The following is a 24,474-nucleotide window of genomic DNA, read 5'->3' as shown; positions in this document are numbered from 1 at the left end:
CGAACCGTTGATGGTTCCAGACTTTCCCTTTGTCGCCTCATTCGATATGGGATGGCGCAACGCGCGCAGATCGCCGCATAAACAGACGCAGGACGACGGACGGGGCAACGGATATGGCACTGGAAAAGACATTCAACGCAGCCGAGGCGGAAGGCCGCCTTTTTGACGCCTGGGAAAAAGCCGGCTGTTTCACCGCCGGCGCCAACGCGCGTCCCGGCGCGTCAACCTATTGCATCATGATCCCGCCGCCGAATGTCACCGGCGTGCTGCACATGGGCCATGCCTTCAACAACACCCTGCAGGACATCCTGATCCGCTGGAAACGCATGCAGGGTTATGACACGCTCTGGCAACCGGGCACCGACCACGCCGGCATCGCGACCCAGATGGTGGTCGAACGCCAACTGGCTGCCGAGGGCAAGAAACGCACCGATTTCTCCCGCCCGGACTTTCTGGCAAAGATCTGGGAGTGGAAAGAGCAGTCCGGCGGCACCATCATCAACCAGCTGAAACGTCTGGGTGCTTCCTGTGATTACTCTCGCACCGCCTTTACCATGGCGGGCGCTGCGGGCGACACCCGCACCGGCCACGAGAACTCGCCTGATTTCCACGATGCGGTGATCAAGGTCTTTGTCGAGATGTACAACAAGGGCCTCATCTACCGCGGCAAGCGGCTGGTGAACTGGGACCCGCATTTCGAAACGGCGATTTCTGACCTTGAGGTCGAGAATATCGAGGTCGCCGGCCATATGTGGCACTTCAAATACCCGCTCGCCGACGGCGCGACCTACACCTATGTGGAAAAGGACGCGGAGGGCAACGTAACCCTCAGCGAGGAGCGCGATTACATTTCTATCGCCACCACCCGGCCCGAAACCATGCTGGGTGACGGTGCGGTTGCGGTGCACCCCTCGGACGAACGTTACGCGCCCATCGTTGGCAAACTGGTCGAAATTCCGGTCGGCCCCAAGGAACACCGCCGCCTGATCCCGATCATCACCGATGAGTACCCGGACAAGGATTTCGGCTCCGGCGCGGTGAAGATCACCGGCGCGCATGACTTCAACGACTATCAGGTCGCCAAACGCGGTGGCATCCCGATGTACCGGCTGATGGACACCAAGGGCGCCATGCGCGCCGATGGTGCCCCCTACGCCGAAGAGGCCACCAAGGCGCAGGCCCATGCGCAAGCCTATTTGTCGGGGGGGGCGACCTTCACCGAGAATGAGGTGGACGCCATCAACCTCGTGCCCGATCACCTACGCGGTCTCGACCGGTTCGAGGCACGCAAGCTCGTTGTGCAGGAAATCACCGACGAGGGCCTCGCGGTGATGACCACCGAGGTTCAGAAGGATGACGAAGGCAACGAGATCGAGGTGCTTGTTCCGCTGGTCGAGAACAAGCCGATCATGCAGCCCTTTGGCGACCGCTCCAAGGTCGTGATCGAGCCGATGCTGACCGATCAGTGGTTTGTCGAGACCGACAAGATCGTCACCCCCGCGCTGGATGCCGTGCGCAATGGCGACGTCAAAATCCTGCCGGAGTCGGGCGAGAAGACCTATTTCCACTGGCTGGAAAACATCGAACCCTGGTGTATCTCCCGTCAGCTTTGGTGGGGTCATCAGATCCCGGTCTGGTACATCCCCGGCGAAGAGGATTGGTACCCGATCTGTGCCGCTACGGAAGAAGAAGCGCTGAAAAAGGCCCGTCTGCAATCTGCCGAAGGTACCGAATTCCGCATCGTCCAGGACCAGCACGAAGCCGTCGACATTCTGGTCGAACAGCGCAAGCTGATGGATGTGCGCACCGAAGGTACCATCCAAAATTTTGAAGGCCCGATGCAGGTTCCGATGTGGCGCGACCCCGACGTCCTCGACACCTGGTTCTCTTCCGGCCTCTGGCCGATTGGCACGCTGGGCTGGCCGGAGTGGAGTGAGGAGAGCGCGAAGTATTTCCCGACCTCCACCCTTGTGACCGGTCAGGACATCCTGTTCTTCTGGGTCGCCCGGATGATGATGATGCAGTTGGCCGTTGTGGATCAGATCCCGTTTGACACCGTCTACCTGCATGGCCTTGTGCGCGATGCCAAGGGCAAGAAGATGTCGAAATCCACCGGCAACGTCATCGACCCCCTGGAGATCATCGACGAATACGGCGCCGACGCGCTGCGGTTCACCAATGCGGCGATGGCCTCGCTGGGCGGCGTGCTGAAGCTCGATATGCAGCGGATCGCGGGCTATCGCAACTTCGGCACCAAGCTCTGGAACGCCGTGCGCTTTGCCGAGATGAACGAGGTCTTCACCCCCGCCGTGCCGCAGCGAACCGTTGATCAGCTCGCCCCCAAGGCCGCCGTCAACGCCTGGATCGTGGGCGAGACCGCCCGCGTGCGCGAAGCGGTGGACGAGGCGATGGAGGCGTTCCGGTTTAATGATGCGGCACAGGCGCTTTATGGGTTTGTCTGGGGCAAGGTCTGCGACTGGTATGTGGAGCTGTCCAAACCGCTGCTGCAGGGGGACGATGCGGTGGCGCAGGCCGAAACGCGCGAGACCATGCGCTGGGTGATGGATCAGTGCATGATCCTGCTGCACCCGATCATGCCCTTCATCACCGAAGAGCTGTGGGGCGCGACCGGCCCCCGCGACACCCTGCTGGTGCATGCGGACTGGCCCGTCTACAAAGCCGCCGATCTGGTCAAACCCGAGGCGGATGCGGAAATGAACTGGGTGATCTCGGTGATTGAGAACACCCGCTCTGCCCGCGCCCAGATGCATGTGCCCGCCGGGCTTTATGTGGAGATGCTGGTCAGCGACATCGACGCCGCCGGTCAGGCCGCCTGGGATGCCAACGAGACGCTGATCAAGCGCCTGGCCCGGATCGAAAACCTGACAGCGGTCGAAACCGCCCCCAAGGGCTGCGTGTCGATCTCGGCCCCCGGTGCGTCCTTCCTGCTGCCGCTTGCGGATATCATCGACATCGGCGGCGAAAAGGCGCGTCTGGAAAAAACCCTCGGCAAACTTGCCAAGGAACTGGGCGGCCTGCGGGGGCGGCTCAACAACCCGAAATTCGTCGCCAGTGCCCCGGATGAGGTCGTCGAGGAAGCCAAGGAAAACCTGCGTCAGCGCGAAGAGGAAGAAAGCCGGATCAAGGACGCCCTTGCGCGATTGTCCGAAATCGGCTGAACCATCGCAAAAAATGAATAATAAACGCCCGCGTCCCGCACGCGGGCGTTTTTTGTTGTGCAAGAGCGGCTTAAAGGATGCACAAAGGCGGTCTTTCCCCGTGAAATTATCGACAATCGCCTATAGGTGGTGATTGCCAAGCCGTCCGTTCTGGTTCAGCTTGGTGCGGAATATGAAAGAGACCGGTCACCGGTCCGATTGCAGGTGGGGGACACATGGCAAAAGGATATTGGGTCGCACATGTCGATATTGACGACATGGAGCGCTACAAGGATTACATCGCAGCGAATGCCGCCCCCTTTTCAGACTACGGCGCCCGGTTTCTGGTGCGCGGTGGCGCAAAGGAAATCCGCGAGGGCCAGTTGCGGTCGCGCACCGTGGTGATCGAGTTCAAGGATTTCGCAACCGCCAAGGCCTGCTACGACAGTGTCGCCTATCAGACCGCAAAGGTCTTGCGCGATCCGGTCTCCACCGGTGATATGGAAATTGTCGAAGGCTACGACGGCTGAGTCCGCGCAAGAGGAGTTTTTGATGCTGAGGAAGCTGTTTCAGGCTTTTCGCCCACCGCAGAATGCCAGCCTCCCGGATCCGGATGCTGAGCTGGCGCTTGGTGCGTTGCTGGTCCGGATCGCCCAGTCGGATCGTGACTATCAACTGGAAGAAATCAGTCTGATCGACCGCATTTTGGCCCGTCTTTATGGTCACAACGCGATTGAGGCCGCCAAGGTGCGCGCCACCTGTGAAAAGCTGCACGCCGCAGCGCCGCAGACCGACACTTTCGCCCGGCTGATCCGTGAGACCACCGGCCTGGAGGAACGTCTGGCCGCGCTGGATGCGCTCTGGGAAGTGGTTCTGGCGGACAATCTCGAACACGAGGGCGAGATCCGCATCGTCGCCGATGCCTGCAAAGCAATGGGGCTGTCGGGCAAGGACAATGACCGTGCCCGTGATAAAGCCCGGCAAAAGTTGACAGATCAGCTTGCCGCGCAGGAGAATGGGTAATGTTTAAAGAATTTCTAGATAAGTTATTGGCCCCTGCCCCGGCTATTCTGCCGGATGAGGATGCCCGCCTTGCGCTGACGGCGCTGCTGGTGCGGCTTGCGCGATCCGACAATGCCTATGCCGATGTGGAACGCGACCGGATTGACCGTATTTTGCGCGCCCGGTTCGATCTTGATCCCGGTGCGGCGCAGATCCTGCGCGAACAGGGCGAGGGCCTGGAGGCCGCCGCCCCCGACACCGTCCGCTTTACCCGCGCGATCAAGGATGCGGTGCCTTATCAGGATCGCATCGGCGTGGTCGAAGCGCTGTGGCAGGTCGCCCTGGCCGACGGCGAGCGGGATGATGACGAGGATGCGCTGATTCGACTCGCGGCCAATCTCCTCGGTGTGAATGATGTAGACAGCGCCATGGCGCGCCAACGGGCGGAGACACGATCATGATAGCGCTGCTGCCAATGTATGACCGGCCGGAAACGGCTGCCGCCAATGACGCCCTCTGGCAGGCGATCCGTACCGAACTGGGGCGCGGCCCCGAAAACCTGACACGGGATATGGATCTTTGGCAGGCCTGGCGGTCGCCCGATCTGCTGCTGGCCCAGACCTGCGGCCTGCCGTTTCGCGCGCGCCTTTATGGCGATGTGCAGCTGGTCGCCACGCCGGACTATGGCCTGCCTGGCTGCCCCGAGGGCCACTACAACAGCGTTCTGATTGCCCGCGCCGACCAGAAAGGCACCCGGTTCACCAGCTTTGCCGGCAGCCGGTTCGCCTATAACGACCCGCTGTCGCAATCGGGCTGGGCCGCCGCCATGATGCGGATGCGCGCAGATGACTTTCTGCCGGGTGCGTTGATCGAGACCGGAGGCCATCGCGCCTCTGCCGAGGCTGTCGCCGAGGGACGTGCGGATTTTGCCACCATCGACGCGCTGACCTATCAGATGTTGCAGGATTACGAACCCGACCTGACCGCACAGCTGTGCGAACTGGAACGCACCGAGCCGACCCCGGCTCTGCCCTTTATCACGGCGTTGGGCGAAGATGTTCCGGCCATTTACAACGCGCTGGAAGCCGCCGTAGAGAGCCTGTCGCAAGCGCATCGCGATGTGTTGCACCTGAAAAAGATCGTGCACCTGCCGCCCAGCGACTATCTCGCGGTGCCGACACCGCCGGGGCCGACGCTGGTGCTGGACCGGCTGGCCCGCGAAAAGGCCATGGCCGAACGCACGTGACCCGGCACCGGGATTGCAGGGGCAACGCTCAAGAGTTGTTCCTTCCGGCAGTTTCCGCAGCGGAATTGACGTTTTGCTCCCGTTCCTGCCCCCTTTGCACATTGCATTCGACCGGAAAGTTGTTCCAATAGGGGCGACTTTGAATAACAGCCGGGCGAAAATACCTTGACCGACGACACCCCCGTTCTCGAAATCCGCGGATTGCACAAATCCTACGGCGACCTTGAAGTGATCAAAGGGGTGGACATCACCGCCAAACGGGGGGATGTGGTCTCGCTCATCGGCTCTTCCGGCTCCGGCAAATCGACCTTGCTGCGGTGTTGCAACCTGCTGGAGGACAGCCAGGAAGGCGACATCCTGTTCAAGGGCGAACCGATCAGCTGGCGCGGCACCGGGCTTGGCCGTCATCCGGCAGATGCAAAACAGGTGCTGCGGATCAGAACCAACCTGTCGATGGTCTTCCAGCAGTTCAACCTCTGGTCCCATATGACCATCCTGCAAAACGTGATGGAAGCACCGCTGACGGTGCTGAAACGCGACCGCGCCGAGGTCGAGGCCTCCGCCCGCAAATATCTCGACAAGGTTGGCATCGGTGACAAATGCGATGCCTATCCGGCCCAGCTTTCCGGTGGCCAGCAACAGCGCGCCGCCATCGCGCGGGCCCTGTGCATGGAACCGCAGGCGTTGCTTTTTGACGAACCCACCTCTGCGCTTGACCCTGAACTGGAACAGGAAGTGGTCCAGGTCATCAAGGGGCTCGCCGCCGAAGGCCGCACCATGCTGATCGTCACCCACGACATGCGCATGGCCGCCGATGTGTCCGACCATATCGTGTTCCTGCACAAGGGGCTGGTCGAAGAAGAAGGCTGCCCTGACGAGATTTTCGGAAACACCCGCAGCGAACGGTTGCGGGCGTTCCTGTCGTCCACGCGACAGGCTCAATAGCTAAAAACCAAACGACCAAAACCAACAAACTTAACGGGAGTAACACCATGAAATCTCTGCTTCTTGGCTCTGCCGCACTGGCTCTGACCGCCAGCATTTCGCTGGCCGATACCGTGCGCCTCGGCACCGAGGGCGCCTACCCTCCGTATAACTTCATCAACGATGCCGGTGAAGTGGACGGGTTCGAGCGCGAGCTGGGCGACGAGCTGTGCAAACGCGCCGAGCTGACCTGCGAGTGGGTCACCAACGATTGGGATTCGATCATTCCCAACCTGCTGTCGGGCAACTACGACACCATCATCGCCGGCATGTCGATCACCGACGAGCGTGAGGAAGTCGTAGACTTCACCCAGGGCTACACCCCGCCGTCGCCCTCCGCTTATGCAGCGATGTCGGCCGATGTCGATCTCGAAGGCGGCATCGTGGCGGCCCAGACCGCCACCATCCAGGCCAACCACGTCGTGTCCACCGGCGCGACCATCGTTGAATACCCGACACCGGATGAAACCGTTGCCGCCGTCAACGCAGGTGAAGCCGACGCCGTGCTCGCCGACAAGGACTTCCTGGAGCCGATCGTCTCCTCCACCGACCTGATGTTCGTGGGCGAAGACGTGCTGCTGGGCAACGGAATCGGCATGGCCTTCCGCGAGAGCGATGACGAGCTGCGCGGCAAATTCGACGCGGCCATCGCCACCATGAAGGAAGACGGCACCCTGAACACGCTGATCGAAAAATGGGAAGTCGGCGGCACCTGGTGATCCGCCCCCGTTTCAGCTGAACTGACCGGAAAGGGGGGCTTGCGTCCCCCTTTCCCCTTCCATCGGCCCCCGCGCCACCTGCGCCCCGTTGCCATCCGCCCGCGCGACCGACAAGATAGTGACGCGTTCCCGTCCCGGTCCGCCCCAGAAGATGAGGCCCGCCATTTTTTCCTTTTGCTCCGATCCGGCAAGCCTGGACACCTTTCACTGGCTGAGCTGCTATCTGACCACAGGTAAGCACATGGGGTTCTATGTGTCCTTTGGCACCGTATTGCTGCTGCTGGCCATCACGGCGCCGCTGGCGCTGGTCTTTGGCTTTGGTGGCGCCATGGCTGCACGGGCCCATTTCGCGCCATTGTCCTGGTTCGGCAAAGGCTACATCGCCATCGTGCGCGGCGTGCCGGACATTGCCTTTTTCCTGTTTTTTGTCATCGCGCTGGATCAGGGGATCGAATGGCTCCGCCACCAGGTCAAATGTCCCGATTGGGACGCCCCTATTCGTCAGGGCAATGACTTTCTCGTCTGCTCCATTGCCAAGATGCCCTTGAACTCGGCACCGCAATGGATGCACGAGATCTATGGCTTCTCCCTTGCCGTGCTGACCTTTGCCATCGTCTTTGGCGCATTTGCGGCCAATGTGCTGTTTGGTGCCATGCGGGCCGTTCCGCGGGCCCAGATCGAAACTGCAGAGGCCTATGGCATGAGCCGCGGTCAAGCCTTCTGGCGAGTATTGGTGCCGCAAATGTGGGTCTTTGCCCTGCCCGGCCTGTCCAACCTGTGGATGGTCCTGATCAAGGCGACACCTTTGCTGTTCCTGCTCGGCGTCGAGGATATCGTCTATTGGGCGCGCGAGCTTGGCGGCTCCAAGGCGCCGCAATTCACCGATTACCCGCACCCGGATTGGCGCATGTGGTATTTCCTCGGCCTGCTGATCTTCTATCTTGCCTTTACCAAAGTGTCGGAAATCGCGCTTTCCCGCATCACCCGCCGTCTGTCCCGTGGCCAGGCCACCCTCGCTGGCGAAGCGATGCGCAAGGACCAAGCAAACTCAGAAGGGACGCCGGCATGAGCTGCCTTGAGACCCTGCAGGCCTATGCCTTCCGCTCCCTCGGATATGGCGAACGCCTGCTGCCCCGTAGCGACTTCACGCTGTGCGATCAGTTTGTCCTGATCGGGTCCGGCATGTTGTGGAACATCTATTTTGGCGTGCTGGCCATTGTCACGGGCTTTGTCTTTGCCAATGCGCTGGCCGTGGCCAAGAACTCTTCCCGCGGCTGGCTGCGCCGACCGGCCAATGGGTTCATTTTCGTGTTCCGGGGCTCGCCGCTGTTCATCCAGTTCTTCTTTGCCTATTTCCTGTTCCTGTCGCTCAAGAGTGTTTCGCCGGTGTTCAACCTGCTGTCCTCGGCCTGGATGGGGGCGCTGATCGTGCTGTTCCTGAACACTTCTGCCTACTCGGCCGAGATTTTCTATGGCGCGCTGCGGTCGATTCCCAAGGGCGACATCGAAGCGGCCGATGCCTATGGCCTGTCAGGCTGGGCGCGCTTTCGCCGCGTGATCTGGCCCACCACGATGCGCCTCGCCTGGCCGGCTTACACCAATGAAGCGATCTTTTTGTTTCACGCGACAACGCTGGTCTTCTTTTCCGGTTTTCCGGCCTGGCGACAGCAAGGGGACGCGCTCTATTACGCGAACTACTTCGCGGACAAGACCTTCAACCCGTTTGTGCCCTATCCGATCCTGGCCTTCTATTTCATCCTGCTGACGCTGGTCATCATCACCGTCTTCGGGGCCGTCAACAGCTATCTGAACCGGCATCTGCCGCAGGAGCGACGGCAGAAGATCCGGTTCAAACCACAAGTGATCCGCTGATTGTGAAAGGCTCCCGTTGGGGGCCTTTCTTTTTAGGCGCCCCAAAGGTGCCGCCAGTCTGACCACCTGTGACCACGCTTCAGCTGACGTTTCAGATCACGCAGGTCACGCCGGTCGCTTCGGGCATTGCCCGAAGCGAAACCACTCCCGCCCCGCATCTCAGCAGGATCCGCTGGCAGATTTACGCCTGCTTTCTCGTCGCCACCTGCTATGGCAGCCCGGCTAGATCCAATTTTTGATCAAATTCTCTTGCCAGCCTCCTCGGGTCACGCCAAAGTGTCCGCGACAAGACAAGGAGCCCGCGCATGGACCTCTCTGCGCTCAGAACGATCCGTATCGCCGCCTGTGACCTCAACGGTCAGATGCGCGGCAAACGCCTGCCCGTTGGACAGGCAGACAAACTTGGGGAAGGTGCCGCGCGCATGCCTCTCTCCGTCCTCAACGTCGACATCTGGGGACGTGACATCGAAGACAGCCCGCTGGTGTTTGAAACCGGCGACGCCGATGGCATCCTGATGCCAACGGACCGCGGTGCTGTGCCGATGCCCTGGCTGTCGACCGCCTCGGCACTGGTGCCGATGACAATGACGCTGGAAGATGGCCGCCCCTTCCTCGGCGACCCGCGGCAGGTGCTGGCCCATGTCATGCAGCGCTACAGCGACCGCGGCTGGACTGTCAGCGCCGCAACCGAGCTGGAGTTCATCCTGATCGACGATGGCGGCACCGAGCCGCTGCCGCCGATTGACCCGCTCACCGGCCGGGCGCTGGACCAGCAGTCGGTGCTTTCGATCGCGGAGCTGGACGCCTATGACGACTTTTTCACCGACCTCTATGACGGTGCCGAGGCGATGGGCATTCCCGCGCAGGACGCCATCTCCGAAGCCGGGCTTGGACAGTTCGAAATCAACCTGATCCATCAGGACGCCATGCGTGCAGCCGACGATACATGGCTGTTCAAGGCGCTGGTCAAGGGGATCGCCCGCAAGCACGGCTTTGCCGCCACCTTCATGGCGAAACCCTATGGCGAAGAAGCCGGCAACGGCATGCATGTGCATTTCTCGATCACCGACGAAACGGGCGCGAATATTTTTGACAACGGCGGCCCCGAAGGCACTCCTGCCCTGCATGCTGCCGTCGCAGGCTGTCTCGCGGCGATGCGCGACAGCACGCTGGTCTTTGCCCCCCACGGCAACTCCTACGAGCGGCTGGTGCCGGGAGCCCATGCGCCGACCTCTGCGGCCTGGGCCTACGAGAACCGCACCGCCGCGATCCGCATTCCAGGTGGCAACCACAAGGCGCGCCGGATTGAACACCGGGTCTCGGGCGGGGACATCAACCCCTATCTGATGCTGGCAACGGTGCTGGGCGCAGCGCTGGTCGGGATCGAGGATTCGCTCACGCCGCCGCCACCGTCTGACGGCAATATCTACGAAATCGAAGGCCTGCCACAGCTCGCCTCCGACTGGGCCGAGGCCATCAACCTGTTTGAAAACAGCCCGCTCATCGCCCGGATCCTGCCGCCGCTGGCAATCCGAAATCTCGTCATGACCAAGCGACAGGAACTGGCCGGTTTCGCTGAAAAGCCGCAAGACAGCCATTGGCTCTCCTGGCTCGAGGCCGTATGAATCGGCGGAGGGCTGTGCCCGCCTCGCCTTGGTTTTTGATCATATGTGGTGACAAATGAAGATCGGAATCCTGCAAACAGGCCACGCGCCTGACGACCTGATCGCGGACAGCGGCAACTACGACGATATGTTTCGTGTGCTGCTGGAGGGTCATGGCTTAGAATTTGTGACCTATGCAGTGGTCGATGGCGTCTTTCCCGACGCCGCCACGGCAGCGGATGGCTGGCTGATCACCGGCTCCAAACACGGTGCCTACGAAGATCACCCCTGGATCCCGCCGCTGGAGGATCTGATCCGCGACATCCACGCCCGCAAGATGCCGCTGGTCGGCGTCTGCTTTGGCCACCAGATCATCGCGCAGGCGCTTGGCGGTCGGGTCGAGAAATTCGACGGCGGCTGGAGCGTCGGACGTACCGCCTACGAACGCGACGGCGAGACCATCCATGTCCATGCCTGGCATCAGGATCAGGTCGTCGCCCTGCCGGCCGAGGCCCGCGTCATCGGCCAGAGCGATTTTTGCCGCAACGCCTTTCTCGCCTATGGCGACCATATCTGGACCTCGCAGCCGCACCCCGAGTTTGCCGAAGATTTTGTCGAGGGTCTGATCGACAAGCGGGGCAAGGGCGTGGTGCCCGACACCCACCTTGCTGCGGCCAAGGAAACCCTGGACCAACCAATAGATTCCCATCACATCGCCACAGAAATCGCCGACTTCTTCAAGAAAGTGAGGACCTGATGCCCACCGAGCCGCGCTGGCAGGACAAGCTCCCCGAAGCCGCCAAGACCTATCTGGAGGGCCGTCGTCTCGACGAGGTTGAATGCGTTATCTCGGATCTGCCGGGCATCGCCCGTGGCAAGGCGGTGCCGGCGTCCAAATTCGTCAAGCAGGACTATTTCCACCTGCCCGACAGCATCTTCTACCAGACCATCACCGGCGATTGGGCCGATGCCGCGGACGAGGACGGCTGGATCGAGAAGGACATGATCCTGAAGCCGGACATGTCCACCGCGACCGCCGCGCCCTGGACCGGCGACTGGACCCTGCAGGTGATCCACGACGCCTATGACCGGGACCACGAGCCGGTGCCCTACAGCCCGCGCAATGTGTTGAAACGCGTCGTTGCGCTCTACGAGGCCCAGGGGTGGCGTCCGGTCGTCGCACCGGAAATGGAATTCTTCCTGGTGGCACGCAACATCGACCCGGCCCGTGACATTCAACCAATGATGGGCCGCTCCGGTCGCCCTGCCGCCGCCCGCCAGGCCTATTCGATGACGGCAGTGGACGAATTCGGCCCGGTGATCGACGACATCTATGACTTTGCAGAGGCACAGGGGTTCGAGATCGACGGCATCACCCAGGAAGGCGGCGCCGGCCAGTTGGAAATCAACCTCCTGCACGGCGATCCGGTCAAGCTGGCGGATGAGGTGTTTTACTTCAAACGGCTGATCCGCGAGGCCGCCCTGCGCCACGATTGCTTTGCCACCTTCATGGCGAAACCGATTGCGGACGAACCCGGCTCGGCCATGCATATTCACCACTCGATCATCGACATCGAGACGGGCGAGAATATCTTTTCCGGCCCGCAGGGGGGCGAAACCGATGCCTTTTACCATTTCATCGGCGGCCTTCAGAACCACCTGCCGGCTGGGCTTGCGGTGCTGGCGCCCTATGTGAATTCCTATCGCCGCTATGTGAAAAATCATGCCGCGCCGATCAATCTGGAATGGGCGCGCGACAACCGGACCACCGGCATCCGCGTGCCTCTGTCCAGCGCGAAATCGCGCCGGGTGGAAAACCGCATCGCCGGCATGGACTGCAACCCCTACCTCGGGATCGCCGTGTCGCTGGCCAGCGGCTATCTCGGCCTGATGGAAGAACGCCGCCCCAGCCGCCAGTTCAAGGGCGACGCCTACGAAGGCGACGGAGACTTCCCGCAGGTCATGGGTCAGGCGCTGGATCTCTTTGACGAAGCCAAAGCCCTGCACGAGGTACTGGGCCCGGAATTTGCCCGCGTTTACAGCTGCGTCAAACGCGCCGAATACGAAGAGTTCCTGCAGGTGATTTCCCCTTGGGAACGCGAGCATCTGTTGCTGAACGTGTGATCCTGCGCACCACGCTGGCAGACACCGACTGACCCCGACTGCCTCCGACACAACAGCCCCACCCGCAGGCCTGTGTCGGGGCCCAGATCACGGCCCGACCCCGCTCTGGCGCGTGGCGCGGGAGACGAAAGACTTCGGAGAGACCCCATGGCCCTCAACCTCCTGCATGCCAATGACCGCCCCGGCAGCTACCCCAAAAGCTGGTATGCCGCGACCGCCACGCCCGGCGTCCACTACCCGTCACTTTCTGGAGGAGTGCGGGCGGATGTCTGCATCGTCGGCGCCGGCTACACCGGGCTTTCGGCGGCATTGCACCTGGCCGAGACAGGCCGCTCTGTGGTGCTTCTGGATGCCCAGCGGGTCGGGTTTGGCGCCTCCGGGCGCAACGGTGGCCAGCTGGGCTCCGGCCAACGCCAGGATCAGGAGGTGCTGGAGCGCATGTTGGGCGCCGAAGACGCCGCCAAGCTCTGGTCGCTTGGCGAGGAGGCAAAGGATCTGGTCAAGGATCTGATTGCCAGACACGACATTGATTGCCATCTCAAACCCGGCGTCGCCTGGACCGCAGAGTCCAGACGCGATGTGCGGCATCTGCATGACTATGGGCACCACCTGAAAGACCGCTACGGTTATGACCAGATCGAGATCCTGGATCAGGACGCCTGCCATGCCATGTGCCCGTCGCCGGCTTACAAGGGCGGGATCCTCGACCATGGCGCGGGCCACCTGCATCCGCTGAACTTTGCGTTGGGGCTGGCCCGTGCGGCCACCGCAGCAGGCGTGCAGATTTTTGAACGCAGCGAAGTCTTTGCCATCGACGACGACGGCCCGCAGGTCGAGGTGCGCACCGGCGAGGGCACCGTGCGCGCCGACCACCTGATCCTTGCCTGCAACGGATACCTCGGCGGGCTGAATGCCCAGGTCGCCGCGCGGGTGATGCCGATCAACAATTTCGTGGCCGCCACCGAACCTCTTGGGCCGGAAACCGCGCAGGTGCTCACCCGCGATGTGGCGGTGGCCGACAGCAAATTCGTGGTGAACTATTTCCGCCTCAGCCACGATGGCCGCCTGCTGTTCGGTGGAGGCGAAAGCTATGGCTATCGCTTTCCCACCGATATCGCTGCCAAGGTGCGCGGCCCGATGACCGAGATTTTCCCGCATCTGGCCCATGTCGGCATCGACTACGCCTGGGGCGGCACGCTTGGAATCACCATGAAACGGCTGCCCTACCTCGCCCGGATCAACCCGCGGGTCCTGACGGCCTCCGGCTATTCCGGCCATGGGGTCGGCACCGCCACCCATGCCGGCCGCCTGATGGCGCAGGCGATCGCCGGGGAAAGCGACGGTTTCAACACCATGGCGCGCATCCCGACCACGCCGTTTCCCGGCGGCCCCAACATGCGCACGCCGCTGCTGGTGCTTGCCATGACCTGGTTTTCCCTGCGGGACAGGCTGGGATTGTAAACGGAACCGGGGGGACGGTCGCTCTCTGCCGTCGGCCACCTGCGCCCCCAATCCGCGTCCTTGTTCCGGTCCGCGTTCACACCTGTGTCAGCGTCCGCGTCACTGTCCCGGCTTAGCGTGGCGTGAACTGCCCGCACCGCATCGCGAGATCGGCCAGCATCGCGCGATAGCTGCCTGGCCCGGTCGAGATACGCCGCACACCGGCCGCGGCAAGCTCTCGCAAGCGATCAGGCAGCGCCTCTTGCGCCACATCAGACACCATTGCATTCACCGGCAACGGGGTCGCGGCTGCGATCTCGGCCAGCTGTGCGGGCGCCGTCACGCCGGGCACAAAGATGCCGTTTGCCCCGGCCTCGCCATAGGCTGCGGCGCGGCGGGTTGTCTCCGGCAGCCGCGTTTCCTCCGGCAGGGCCGCCCCGGCAAAGAACCACACATCGGTGCGCGCATTGATAAAGAGATCAACCCCCGCGCGCTCTGCCGCCGCCCGGATGATCTCGATCCGCCGGGCCTGTTCCGCACAGGGCCGCAGCGTCGCCGCTCCGATCTTCTGATCCTCCAGATTGATGCCGATCACCCCCTGGTCGATCAGGCGCGCAATGATTTCTGCCAGCCCTGTCGGCGTCTCGCTATAGCCGGTTTCAAGATCGACCGACAGCGGCAGGTCAGAGACCTGACGGATCTCCCCGACCTGCTGCAAGACCGCATCGATGGTCATCGCCTCGCCGTCTTTCAGACCCATCGCATGCGCCATCGCCCAACTGCTGGTCGCCAGCGCCTCCGCCCCCTGCTCCGCGATCACGCGGGCGCTGACGGCATCCCAGACATTGAACAGCACCAAAGGCGTCTCGCCCCGGTGCAGCGCGTGAAACACCGCCGCCTGATCCTGTGACATATGTTGATCTCCTTTACTCGTTCGGATGTGCCCTCGGCCCTAGCACGGTGCCAGATGGCAAACCGCCGCAGATCGGGCGCCGACACCACAAAGGACACCGCCCGCAGGCAACAGTTTCGTGAAATTTCGCCTTCTCCGGGGCAGATCCGACAGGAATCCTTGGCATCTTGGCGCCATTGTTTTATATTTATGAAAAGGTAACTTCAGGATTTTGAAATATGAGCCAAGAGCAGCCTGTCCAAGTTCCAAATGTCCATCAGGGTGAGCCGATCCCCGAGGCGGCGCGCGCGGCGATTGATGCACTGATGCAATCTGGCGACCTGTTTCGATACACCGCGCCGCAAGACGCCCCCGTCGCCCTGCTGGAGACGGAATTCGCGGAACTGCTGGGCACCAAATATGCGCTTGCGGTGTCTTCCTGTTCGGCGGCGCTGTTCCTGTCGCTCAAGGCGCTCGACCTGCCGCACGATGCCCGTGTGCTGATCCCCGCCTTTACCTTTGCCGCCGTGCCGTCCTCTGTCGTGCACGCGGATTGTATCCCGGTCCTGTGCGAAGTCGGCGCCAACTACCGGGTCGATCTGGCCGATTTCGAGGCCAAGCTCGAAGATGACATTGCCGCCGTCATCATCTCGCACATGCGGGGTCATACCTCTGACATGGACGCGATCCTGGCGCTCTGTTCGGCACGCAACATCCCCGTTGTCGAGGACGCGGCCCATTCGCTCGGCACCACCTGGCATGGCCGCAACATCGGCACCCTGGGTCAGGTCGGCTGCTTTTCCTTCCAGTCCTACAAGATGCTGAACGCCGGCGAAGGTGGTATTCTGGTCACCAACGACGCCGACCTCGTGGCCCGCGCGGTGATCATGTCCGGCGCCTATGAACATAACTGGCAGAAACACAAACCCGCCCGCGGCGACAATGGCACCGCCCTGGCCGACGCCTTTGCCCGCTGGCAGAACCAGCTCCCGCTCTACAACCTGCGTATGAGCAATCTGTCAGCGGCAGTGGTGCGGCCACAACTGCCCGAACTGGCGCGCCGGGTCGAAAACGGTCTGAAAAATCACGACTATGTCGCGGCAAAGCTCAATGCGCATGCCAACTTTGACGTCCCGGCCCCGCTCGCGCCAGAACGTCGCGCCCCGGATTCGATCCAGTTCAACCTGGTCGGGCTGGACGACGTGCAGATCGAAACCTTTGCCGCAGCCACCGCGGCGCGGGGCGTCAAGGTGCAAATCTTCGGCCGTTCCAGCGACAACGCGCGCGCCTTCTGGAACTGGCAATTCCTCAAGGATCTGCCAGAGCTGCCACAGACCCGCGCCATGTTGATGACCGCCTGCGACGTGCGGCTGCCGGTGCGGCTGACCCAGGCTGAGCTCGACATCATCGCCGGGATCTTGTTGTCTTCCATCGAAGAAAGCCTGGCCCGCGCCGCAGCCTGATCTCCGCCCATGCCCCAGTCTGTCGCCGGTTTGATCGCTGGCGTCAGCCTGTGATCGTGGGCGTCGGCCTGTGCGGGCAACAATCCACAAGGCGTAAGATACAAAAAAGCCCCGGCCAAACCGGGGCTTTGTTCCACGTTTCAGGCGGCACTCAGCTCATCTTGGAGAGTTTTTCCTGAAGCTCTGCCAATTGCCGTTTGATAGAGCCGAGATCCTCTTCGCCGTCGTTCGCATCCCCCTCTTCGCCGCCCCCGGTCCAGCCACCGCTGAAACCGCCGGTCATCGCCTTGAGGAACGCTTCCTGCTGCGCCTTCATCGCCTCAAAGCCGGGCATCTGCGCAATCGGGTTCATGGCGCTCATGTTTTCCATCATCTTCGACTGGCTCTCGCGCAGCATATCAAACGAGGTCTGCAGGAACTGCGGCATCACACCGCCGCCGGGCACCATATAGCTGCGCACCAGATCGTTCAGCACCGTCACCGGCAGCACGTTTTCGCCCCGGCTCTCGTGTTCGGCGATGATCTGCAACAGGTACTGGCGGGTCAGGTCGTCGCCGGATTTCAGGTCGATGATCTGAACTTCGCGTCCGTCCCGGATGAACCCCGCAATATCCTCCAGCGTCACGTAATCGCTGGTTTCGGTATTATAGAGCCTACGGCTGGCATAGCGCTTTATGAGCAGAGGTTTATCCTTGTCCGCCATTGTCGCTCCTCCGGAATTTTGCGTGTTTCAAAAACCCTAGGCGAGGCGGTTTAAAAAAGAAAGCATAGAAAACAAAAGGGGATGCCCCCTGCCCCCGCAGCATCGGTGCGGCGCGGCGGCCCAAAGGGCTGCAGGTGCGGCAAAAGCCGGACAATTGCTTGGCCAGCAGCCGCATCGGCCGTGAAAAAGGGCAGACCATTGGTCTGCCCTTTTCTTCGAGGTCCCCGGTACAAAGGGAGGAGAGCTGCGCGTGGACCCCGGACGTATCGGCCTTCGCGTTACTTCGCGGCGGCGGCTTTCTTGGTTGCGCTGGTCACCTCTTCGGTGGCTTTCTTCATCGCAGCCGTTGCTTCTTCGGACATGTCCTTGCCAGCGGACATCAGAAGCTCGACGGTGTCCATCTGGACCTTTTTCGCGACTTCAGCAAAGGCGGCCATGTTTTCGGCTGCGACTTCGGCAGAAGAAGACGCGAAATCGGTTGCCGCCTTGGCATAGTCGGCCGGCTCGGTCTTCGCTTTGGACATTTCACCGATCTTGCTCAGGGTGTCCTTGGTCCATTTGGAGGAAATCTCGGCAGATTTGCCAGCCGCGTCCAGCGCAACGGAAGACAGCTTCTCGTTCAGCGCGGCGGTATTTTTGAACATGTCTTCCATCGCGGAAGTGTCCATTGGGAAGGACGCCATCATGTCTTTCATCATAGCGGAAAAATCTTGGGTCTTGGCCATGGTACTCATTCCTTGTTCACGTTGCGAGCGGGCCTGTCCCGCTGTTGAGATCAATATGCATGCTGCGGCGCAGCATTTCAAGTGAATTTTCTGCGACGCAGCAAATTTCACCGTACATTTACGCAAGTGCCGGTTTTCCCGGCTTCATGCAGGCGCGCCTCTGACAATCGCCGCCGCCCTGTTGGGGCGCTGCGCGATCCGGTCCTCGCCCCTGCCCGACTTAAAGGCGTGCCTTTACGCGGACATACTGACCAGGCGCGGCGTCAATGGCAGGAAACGCCTCTGTACCAGGGACGCGCGCAGGCACCTGCTTGCCCGCCCGTTTCTTCAGCCAACGTTCCCATCTGGGCCACCAGGATCCCTCGTGGAATTCAGCCCCCTGCATCCAGGTCTCCGAATCAAGCGCGAGATCGTCATTGACGTAATGGCCGTATTTGTTGCGGCTGACCGGGTTCACAATGCCTGCGATATGGCCGGACTGGCTGACCACAAATGTCTTGGACCGCGACCCCATCTGCTGCACGCCGTTATAGCAGTCCTTCCAGCGCGCGATGTGGTCCGTTTCGCAGGTGATCGCCATCAGGGGCACGTCGACCTCACTCAGATGTAGGGTGTGGCCGAACATTTCAAACCCCTCGCGGGCGAATTGGTTCTGCTGGCACAGGCGACGCAGATACTGCACGGCCATCTTGGCCGGCAGGTTGGCCCCGTCGCCGTTCCAATAGAGCAGATCAAAGGCTGGCGGCGTCTCCCCCATCATGTAGCTGCGGATCGCCGGGCCATAGACCAGGTCATTGGCCCGAAGGAACGAAAAGGTCCGCGCCATGATATAATGCGGCATCACACCGTCATCACCGACCTCTTCCTCGATCGCATCGACAAAGTCGTTCTGCAGGAAGGGGGTGAAATCGCCCTGATCGGAAAAATCCGTCAGCGCGGTAAAGAAGGTCGCTGATTTGACGGAGGTATCGCCCCGCTGTTTCATCAGCGACAGCGTCAGGCTCAGCGTGGTGCCGGCAATGCAATAGCCAACCGCATTGACCTGATCGACGCCGCAAATCTGCTTGCTGACCTCAATTGCCTTCAGGAACCCCTCCTCGACGTAATCCTCCAGCGTGGTATCGGCATAAGATTGGTCCGGGTTGACCCAGGAGACCACGAACAGCGTATAGCCCTGATCGGTGATCCACTTGATCAGGCTGTTCTTTTCCTTGAGGTCGAGGATATAGAACTTGTTGATCCAGGGCGGAAACAGCACGATGGGCGTCTCATGCACCGTTTCGGTGGTCGGGCGGTACTGGATCAGCTCCATCATCCGGTTGCGAAACACCACATCGCCGGGCGTGGTGGCAATATTGGTCCCGATCTCGAACGCGGTTTCATCGGCCAGCCGCACGATCAGCTCGCCGTCGTTGGCCTCCAGATCGGCGACCAGATTCTCCAGCCCGTCAATCAGCGACTGGCCGTCCGTCTCCAGTGCCTTTTCCAGCGCATCCGGATTGGTCGCCAGGAAATTTGTCGGCGCCATCATGTTGATGATCTGGTCGGCAAAATAGCTCAGGCGCTGCTTGTCGATCCGGTCCAGATCTTCCACCTTTTCCACGGCAATCCGGATCGCCTCGGCATTGGTCAGATACTGGTCTCGGATGAATTTGAAATATGGGATCTTGTCCCACATCGGATTGGCAAAGCGGCGGTCCGGCGGGCCGGAGGGCTGCGGCGGCGCCTCTGCTTCTGCCTCCGCCGCGTCCTTTGGCTCGGCGCTCAGCGCGTTCGCCATCATCTGCTGGGCCTCGGCGTAATTCAGCACCGATTTGCCCCAGAACGACACCTGTTGTTCCAGCAGCCTGGTCGGGTTCTGCGCCATCGCCGCCCAATAGCTCGATGCTGCACGTGCAAAGAGCTCCTGATTCGGAGCGTCCAATCCTGGGTTATGGGGCTTCTTCTGAGCCAGGACATCCACCAGGCGCTTGGACAACAGCTCCACACGTTCAAGATTTTCCTTAAGCCGGTCAATCTGTTCCGTCGAAGTCGCGTCAATCGCCTTGTCGGTTGTTGTCATCTTAATAAAACCCTCTTAATCTTTCTGCTGTGCAGAATACTTGCCTCGCCAGTGTACGGCAAAGCGGCCTCGGGTTCGAATCCGCCGGTATCCTCCGGCAACATACGGCCAAGACCGCGGCACGCAAAGCACCGCCAAGGAGACGCACATGCGCTACATGATGTCCTACGATCTGATGGAGACGGTTCGCAACGCGAACCAATGGCTCGGCGCCACCGCCCTGTCCATGGCTTCCTACCCTGCCTATGCTGCCGTGCCCAACCCAATGCTCAGCTGGGTTGCTGCTTGGGGACAGGTCACCGAGCGCAGTTTTGAGCGCATGGTGGCAAAGCCCGACTGGGGCATTCACGACACCACCCTCGCCGACGGCAGGGACCACCTGGTCGAGATCGACACCGTGGTCGAAAAACCCTTTGGCGATCTGATCCACTTCCGGGTCACCGATCGCCCGGAACAGCCCCGCAAGGTTCTGGTTGTTGCGCCGATGTCCGGCCACTACGCGACCCTCCTGCGCTCCACCGTCAAAAGCCTCATCGAAAACTGCGAAGTCTATGTGACAGACTGGCACAACGCTCGCGACATTCCGGTCTCGGCCGGCAAATTCGATGTCGAGGATTATACGCTCTACCTCGTTGATTTCATGCGCGAGCTGGGCCCCGAATGCCACGTGGTCGCCGTCTGCCAACCGGCCCCGCTGACCCTGGCCGCCACCGCCTACCTCGCCGCAGAGGAACCCAAGGCGCAGCCCTCGTCGCTGACCCTGATCGGGGGGCCGGTCGACCCGGATGCGACCCCGACCGACGTCACCGACTTTGGCCACCGCGTCACCATGGGACAGCTGGAACAGACCATGATCCAGCGCGTCGGCTTCAAATACAAAGGCGTCGGCCGCGCGGTCTATCCCGGCCTCCTGCAGCTGTCGTCCTTCATGTCGATGAACATGGAGCGCCATTCCAAAGCCTTCTCCGATCAAATCATGCGGGTCTGTCGCGGCGAAGCGACCGACCACGACGCCCACAACCGCTTTTACGACGAATATCTCGCGGTGATGGACATGCCTGCGGAATTCTACCTCTCAACGGTGGAACGTGTCTTCAAGAATCGCGAGATCGCGAAGAACGAATTCACCGTCGAAGGCAAACATGTGGACATCGGGAAAATCACCGATGTTGCGGTCAAAACGGTCGAAGGCGCCAAGGATGACATCTCGGCCCCCGGCCAGTGCATCGCGGCGCTTGATCTGTGCACCGGCCTGCCCGACAGCAAGAAAGCCAGCCATGTGGAACCCGACGCCGGCCATTACGGCATTTTTGCCGGCCGCGCCTGGCGCAACAACATCCGCCCGCTGGTGATCGAATTCATGGATGCCAACGCCCGTGACAAACCGACCCGAGGGACCAAGCCTGTCCGAACTGCGGCGAAATAACCATGGCCGCAAAGACCGCCTCCGGGCCCGGTGACGCGCTGACTTTCGCCTGCCAGTGCGGATCCCTCGCCGGGCATATTTCGCGCGGGGCAGAACGTCATTGCAGCCGTATCCTGTGCCACTGCGCGGATTGCCGCGCGGTGGAGCTTTACCACAGCTGCCCCGACCCCGCTGGCAGCGGCGTCGACTTGCTTCAGCTCAGCCCGGATATGCTGCATATCGACCAGGGTGCAGAGCATTTACGGCTGCTGCAACTGTCGCCGCGCGGAATGTTTCGGTGGTTTGCGGGCTGTTGCGGGACACCGTTGTTCAACACGCCGCGCAGCCCCAAGCTGCCCTTTGTCGCGGTGCGTAGCGCGCTCTTTGCCACGCCGGACCGGCTGGGGCGGATCATCGCCCAGGCCTTCATTCCCAGACGCGGCAAACCACCGGCTCACAAAGGCGCCGCCCGGATGACCTATCGGCTGATGACCCGCATGGTGCCCGCGCGCCTCTCCGGTCGCTGGCGGCAAACGCCGCTGTTCGATATTGCCACCGGAGCGCCGGTGGTGGCGCCACAGGTGCTGTCCAAGGCGGAGCGCAACGCGCTGACAAGCGACAAACCGTGCAAGCCCTAGTTTAGGCCCCCCTCCTGCCGATCCTGCCGATGCCCCCGCTGGTCCGGCCTTCGGCCTGTCCGGTGCTGTTCGTTCTCTTTGTTCTGCTCCCCGCTCCGCGGGGTCCGAACCACCCCAAAGGGCACGCCTGTCTGATTGCGCGGGGTGTCCGCCACTTGCCTGGCCGCGTTGGCGACCCTGACCTCGCCCGCCCTCAGCCCGTCTGGCGCAGCTCTTCCACCTCGACCCGGGGCAACAACCAGTCGCACAGGATCTGAGAGACCCGCTCCGGCTGTTCCATCAGCGGCAAATGTCCCGCATCTTCAAGGATCTCGATTCGCGCATGCCGCATCAGCTCCGCCGTAAAGAGCTGCCGACGCGCCGGGATGATCTTGTCATGCACGCCGCAAATCACCAGCCCGGGCTGGTCCGCCCGACGCAGCGTTGCCTGCTGGTCGCTCCGCCGCTGCAGCATCCGACTTTGTTCGACAAACAGCTCTGTCCCCAGATCGTCCGCCATATCCGCAATCTCCGCCATGATCTGGCCACGGCGCGGTCCCGGCGCCAGCGTCGCGCTTGGGAACACCTCCTGCATCACCCCTCGCAACCGCCCGGTGCGGGCCCGGATGATCCAGGGTTCGCGCTCAGCCGCCTTGGCCGGCGTTTCAGCAAGCGGACTGGTGGCGATCAGCCCGATCCCCGCGATCCGCTCCGGCGCGCGCTGCAACATCGCCATGGCAATGGCGCCGCCCAATCCTGTTCCGATCACGGTAAAGCAGCGTGGCAAATCATCGAGCAGCGCAAGCGCCACATCCTCGACCCGCCCGCCGCCGGTAACAGGGGCGACGGTCACCGGCAGGTACCGCGACAAAAGCCGCACCTGCGTTTCCCATACCCGGCTGTCACTCATGAAGCCCGGCACCACCACAAGCGGTCGCCGGGACAAGTCAGCCGGGTCAATCCGTGCTGTTTTCGTCATATTGTCTGCCCGTTCCACGCGCCTATGGTGGCGCTTGGGGTTACTACACGTCCCTAAGTGAGGGGCAGCAAGGACTTTTTTACTATGCCGGGGATTGGTTAAAGATGTGTGTCCTCATCAATACCCCTCCCAGCGAAACCTTCCGTCAGGGGCCAGCGGCGAAAACGGATTATGCGCAATCTCCCAGATATGCCCATCCGGTGCGCGGAAATACCCGATGGTGCCGCCCCAGAAAATCGGCCCCGCCGGGCGCAGGATCTCCGCCCCCGCCGCCTCGGCACGGGCCATCAGCGGCGCGACCTCCGCGGCCGTTCTGACGTTGTGGCTCAGCGTCATCGCCCCGGTTCCCAGCGCCTCCACCGGCAGGCCAAGGTCCTCCGCCAGCTTCTCCAGCGGATAAAGCCCGATCGTCTGCGACAGCAGATCAAAGGCGATGACGCCATCCGGGCTCTGGGCACGCTGCCAGCCAAGCGCCTCATAGAACGCCGCCGCCCGCGCAGGATCGCGCACACCCAAGGTAATCAGGCTTACTCTTTGTTCCATCACATTCCTCCCGCAGGCCACAGATTTGCGCCTGATATTGTCCTGCCACAAAGCATAGAACAAACCAGAAACAAAATCAATCCGCCGACCCCAGACCCGCCCCAGCCTGACACAGCTCTTCCACCGCCGCCCGGATCAGGTCCAGACAGGCCGGGTCAGAGAACCGGTGATCGGCATCCTTGACCAGCGTCAACCGCATGTCCGCGCAGCGCGCATGGTCCAGCAGGGCCAGCGCGGTCTGGGTCGACACGGCGGAATCATCGGTGCCTTGCAGACAGCGCACCGCAAAGGGCAACACCAGCTCCGAACGCAGCACCAGATGGCGCCTGCCATCGTCAATCATCCGTTGCGTCACCACATAGGGTTCCATGTAATCGCTTGGCAGCTCAACCTGTCCGCGCGCCGCCAATTCCGCCTTCTGTGCATCGGTGAAATTGGCCCAATAGCCATCCTCAGTGAAATCCGGCGCCGCCGCGATCGTGACCAGCCCCGCAATCCGCGCCGCCCGCGCCTTGGCCAGCAACAGCGCCTGCCAGCCCCCCATCGACGATCCGACCGCCACGACCGGGCCTTCCGTCAACCGGTCCACCACCGCCAGCGTATCTTCATGCCAGTCGGCAATTGATCCGCCCTCAAACCGCCCCGAACTCATCCCATGGCCGGAATAGTCAAACCGCAGGAACGCCTGCCCCCGCGCCTGCGCCCAGGCCTCAAGGAACAACGCCTTGGTGCCCTCCATATCGGACTTCAACCCGCCCAGAAACACGACCGTCGGCCCTTGGCCTTCACTCTTGTGATAGGCAATGCGTCGCCCTTCGGCGGTGTCCAGATACTGCGGCGCCATGTCGGCCCTCCCCTTGAATGACGTTGGCCCTCCAGATGCCACGCCACCGGAGATTCGCCAAACCCTTCATCTTTTTGAAAATACCTCGGGGG

The 24,474-nt window shown here is 61.9% G+C and carries 23 protein-coding genes; 16 read left to right on the top strand and 7 right to left on the bottom strand.

Annotated elements, in window-relative coordinates; translation table 11 throughout:
- The first annotated feature begins 113 nt into the window (after positions 1-113).
- The 13 genes from TRIHO_RS19150 to TRIHO_RS19090 all read left to right on the top strand — a co-directional run bounded on the left by TRIHO_RS19150 (position 114) and on the right by TRIHO_RS19090 (position 14,170).
- Complete coding sequence (locus tag TRIHO_RS19150; RefSeq protein ID WP_068247566.1) at positions 114-3,179, top strand: valine--tRNA ligase; 3,066 nt, start codon at positions 114-116, stop codon at positions 3,177-3,179.
- A gap of 215 nt (positions 3,180-3,394) precedes the next feature.
- A complete protein-coding gene (locus TRIHO_RS19145) occupies positions 3,395-3,688 on the top strand; it encodes a DUF1330 domain-containing protein (protein ID WP_068247563.1) in 294 nt (97 codons plus the stop codon).
- Between the two features lie 22 nt (positions 3,689-3,710).
- The gene (locus tag TRIHO_RS19140) at positions 3,711-4,181 is read left to right on the top strand and encodes a tellurite resistance TerB family protein (RefSeq protein ID WP_068247561.1); all 471 of its coding nucleotides are present in this window, start codon (positions 3,711-3,713) and stop codon (positions 4,179-4,181) included.
- Positions 4,181-4,621 (top strand): tellurite resistance TerB family protein, encoded by a 441-nt coding sequence (locus tag TRIHO_RS19135; protein ID WP_068247559.1) that lies wholly within the window; start codon positions 4,181-4,183, stop codon positions 4,619-4,621. Before TRIHO_RS19140 ends, TRIHO_RS19135 begins: the two co-directional genes overlap by 1 nt.
- Positions 4,618-5,406, top strand: coding sequence for a phosphate/phosphite/phosphonate ABC transporter substrate-binding protein (locus TRIHO_RS19130; protein ID WP_068247556.1), 789 nt, complete (start codon positions 4,618-4,620; stop codon positions 5,404-5,406). Before TRIHO_RS19135 ends, TRIHO_RS19130 begins: the two co-directional genes overlap by 4 nt.
- Positions 5,407-5,571: 165 nt before the next feature.
- Positions 5,572-6,351 (top strand): ABC transporter ATP-binding protein, encoded by a 780-nt coding sequence (locus TRIHO_RS19125; RefSeq protein ID WP_068247554.1) that lies wholly within the window; start codon positions 5,572-5,574, stop codon positions 6,349-6,351.
- Positions 6,352-6,398: 47 nt separating this feature from the next.
- Entirely contained in the window at positions 6,399-7,109 is a 711-nt protein-coding gene (locus TRIHO_RS19120; RefSeq protein WP_068247552.1) for a transporter substrate-binding domain-containing protein, read from the top strand.
- A gap of 163 nt (positions 7,110-7,272) precedes the next feature.
- Positions 7,273-8,178, top strand: coding sequence for an ABC transporter permease (locus TRIHO_RS19115; protein ID WP_068247694.1), 906 nt, complete (start codon positions 7,273-7,275; stop codon positions 8,176-8,178).
- Complete coding sequence (locus tag TRIHO_RS19110) at positions 8,175-8,981, top strand: ABC transporter permease (RefSeq protein ID WP_068247549.1); 807 nt, start codon at positions 8,175-8,177, stop codon at positions 8,979-8,981. The genes TRIHO_RS19115 and TRIHO_RS19110 overlap by 4 nt, the downstream gene beginning before the upstream one ends.
- A 305-nt stretch (positions 8,982-9,286) precedes the next feature.
- Complete coding sequence (locus TRIHO_RS19105) at positions 9,287-10,606, top strand: glutamine synthetase family protein (protein ID WP_068247544.1); 1,320 nt, start codon at positions 9,287-9,289, stop codon at positions 10,604-10,606.
- Positions 10,607-10,661: 55 nt separating this feature from the next.
- On the top strand, positions 10,662-11,342 hold the full coding sequence (locus tag TRIHO_RS19100) for a type 1 glutamine amidotransferase (protein WP_068247542.1): 681 nt from the start codon (positions 10,662-10,664) through the stop codon (positions 11,340-11,342).
- Complete coding sequence (locus TRIHO_RS19095; protein WP_068247539.1) at positions 11,342-12,709, top strand: glutamine synthetase family protein; 1,368 nt, start codon at positions 11,342-11,344, stop codon at positions 12,707-12,709. Before TRIHO_RS19100 ends, TRIHO_RS19095 begins: the two co-directional genes overlap by 1 nt.
- 147 nt (positions 12,710-12,856) lie before the next feature.
- Positions 12,857-14,170, top strand: a complete 1,314-nt coding sequence (locus tag TRIHO_RS19090; RefSeq protein WP_068247536.1) for an NAD(P)/FAD-dependent oxidoreductase — start codon at positions 12,857-12,859, stop codon at positions 14,168-14,170.
- A 112-nt stretch (positions 14,171-14,282) separates the two neighbouring features.
- On the opposite strand, the gene TRIHO_RS19085 is transcribed toward TRIHO_RS19090, so the two are convergent.
- Positions 14,283-15,062, bottom strand: a complete 780-nt coding sequence (locus TRIHO_RS19085) for an isocitrate lyase/PEP mutase family protein (protein WP_068247530.1) — start codon at positions 15,060-15,062, stop codon at positions 14,283-14,285.
- Between the two features lie 218 nt (positions 15,063-15,280).
- On the opposite strand from TRIHO_RS19085, the gene TRIHO_RS19080 reads away from it, so the two are divergent.
- Positions 15,281-16,504, top strand: coding sequence for a DegT/DnrJ/EryC1/StrS family aminotransferase (locus TRIHO_RS19080; protein ID WP_068247529.1), 1,224 nt, complete (start codon positions 15,281-15,283; stop codon positions 16,502-16,504).
- 151 nt (positions 16,505-16,655) lie between these two features.
- Here TRIHO_RS19080 and phaR read toward each other — a convergent pair whose 3' ends face one another.
- The 3 genes from phaR to TRIHO_RS19065 all read right to left on the bottom strand — a co-directional run bounded on the left by phaR (position 16,656) and on the right by TRIHO_RS19065 (position 19,994).
- Positions 16,656-17,207 carry a polyhydroxyalkanoate synthesis repressor PhaR gene (phaR, locus tag TRIHO_RS19075; protein WP_068247527.1) on the bottom strand — a complete coding sequence of 184 codons (552 nt, stop codon included), beginning with the start codon at positions 17,205-17,207 and terminating at the stop codon, positions 16,656-16,658.
- A 278-nt stretch (positions 17,208-17,485) separates the two neighbouring features.
- A complete protein-coding gene (locus TRIHO_RS19070; RefSeq protein WP_068247691.1) occupies positions 17,486-17,932 on the bottom strand; it encodes a phasin family protein in 447 nt (148 codons plus the stop codon).
- A gap of 220 nt (positions 17,933-18,152) precedes the next feature.
- Complete coding sequence (locus TRIHO_RS19065) at positions 18,153-19,994, bottom strand: PHA/PHB synthase family protein (RefSeq protein WP_068247524.1); 1,842 nt, start codon at positions 19,992-19,994, stop codon at positions 18,153-18,155.
- A 148-nt stretch (positions 19,995-20,142) separates the two neighbouring features.
- Between TRIHO_RS19065 and phaZ the strand changes: the two genes are divergently transcribed.
- The gene (phaZ, locus tag TRIHO_RS19060) at positions 20,143-21,420 is read left to right on the top strand and encodes a polyhydroxyalkanoate depolymerase (protein ID WP_068247521.1); all 1,278 of its coding nucleotides are present in this window, start codon (positions 20,143-20,145) and stop codon (positions 21,418-21,420) included.
- Between the two features lie 2 nt (positions 21,421-21,422).
- On the top strand, positions 21,423-22,037 hold the full coding sequence (locus TRIHO_RS19055; RefSeq protein WP_068247518.1) for a DUF6151 family protein: 615 nt from the start codon (positions 21,423-21,425) through the stop codon (positions 22,035-22,037).
- Between the two features lie 193 nt (positions 22,038-22,230).
- Here the strand turns inward: TRIHO_RS19055 and TRIHO_RS19050 are convergent, their stop codons facing one another.
- From TRIHO_RS19050 to TRIHO_RS19040, 3 genes are all read right to left on the bottom strand, one after another.
- Positions 22,231-22,995 (bottom strand): alpha/beta fold hydrolase, encoded by a 765-nt coding sequence (locus TRIHO_RS19050; RefSeq protein WP_068247516.1) that lies wholly within the window; start codon positions 22,993-22,995, stop codon positions 22,231-22,233.
- A 117-nt stretch (positions 22,996-23,112) separates the two neighbouring features.
- The gene (locus tag TRIHO_RS19045; RefSeq protein ID WP_068247513.1) at positions 23,113-23,538 is read right to left on the bottom strand and encodes a VOC family protein; all 426 of its coding nucleotides are present in this window, start codon (positions 23,536-23,538) and stop codon (positions 23,113-23,115) included.
- 76 nt (positions 23,539-23,614) lie between these two features.
- Positions 23,615-24,382, bottom strand: a complete 768-nt coding sequence (locus TRIHO_RS19040) for an alpha/beta fold hydrolase (RefSeq protein ID WP_068247510.1) — start codon at positions 24,380-24,382, stop codon at positions 23,615-23,617.
- Between the last annotated feature and the right edge of the window lie 92 nt (positions 24,383-24,474).

The organism is Tritonibacter horizontis (assembly GCF_001518015.1).
GTDB classification, from domain to species: Bacteria; Pseudomonadota; Alphaproteobacteria; order Rhodobacterales; family Rhodobacteraceae; genus Epibacterium; species Epibacterium horizontis.
Note: the sequence above shows the minus strand (reverse complement) of the source record. Positions and strands in the feature narration are given on the sequence as shown.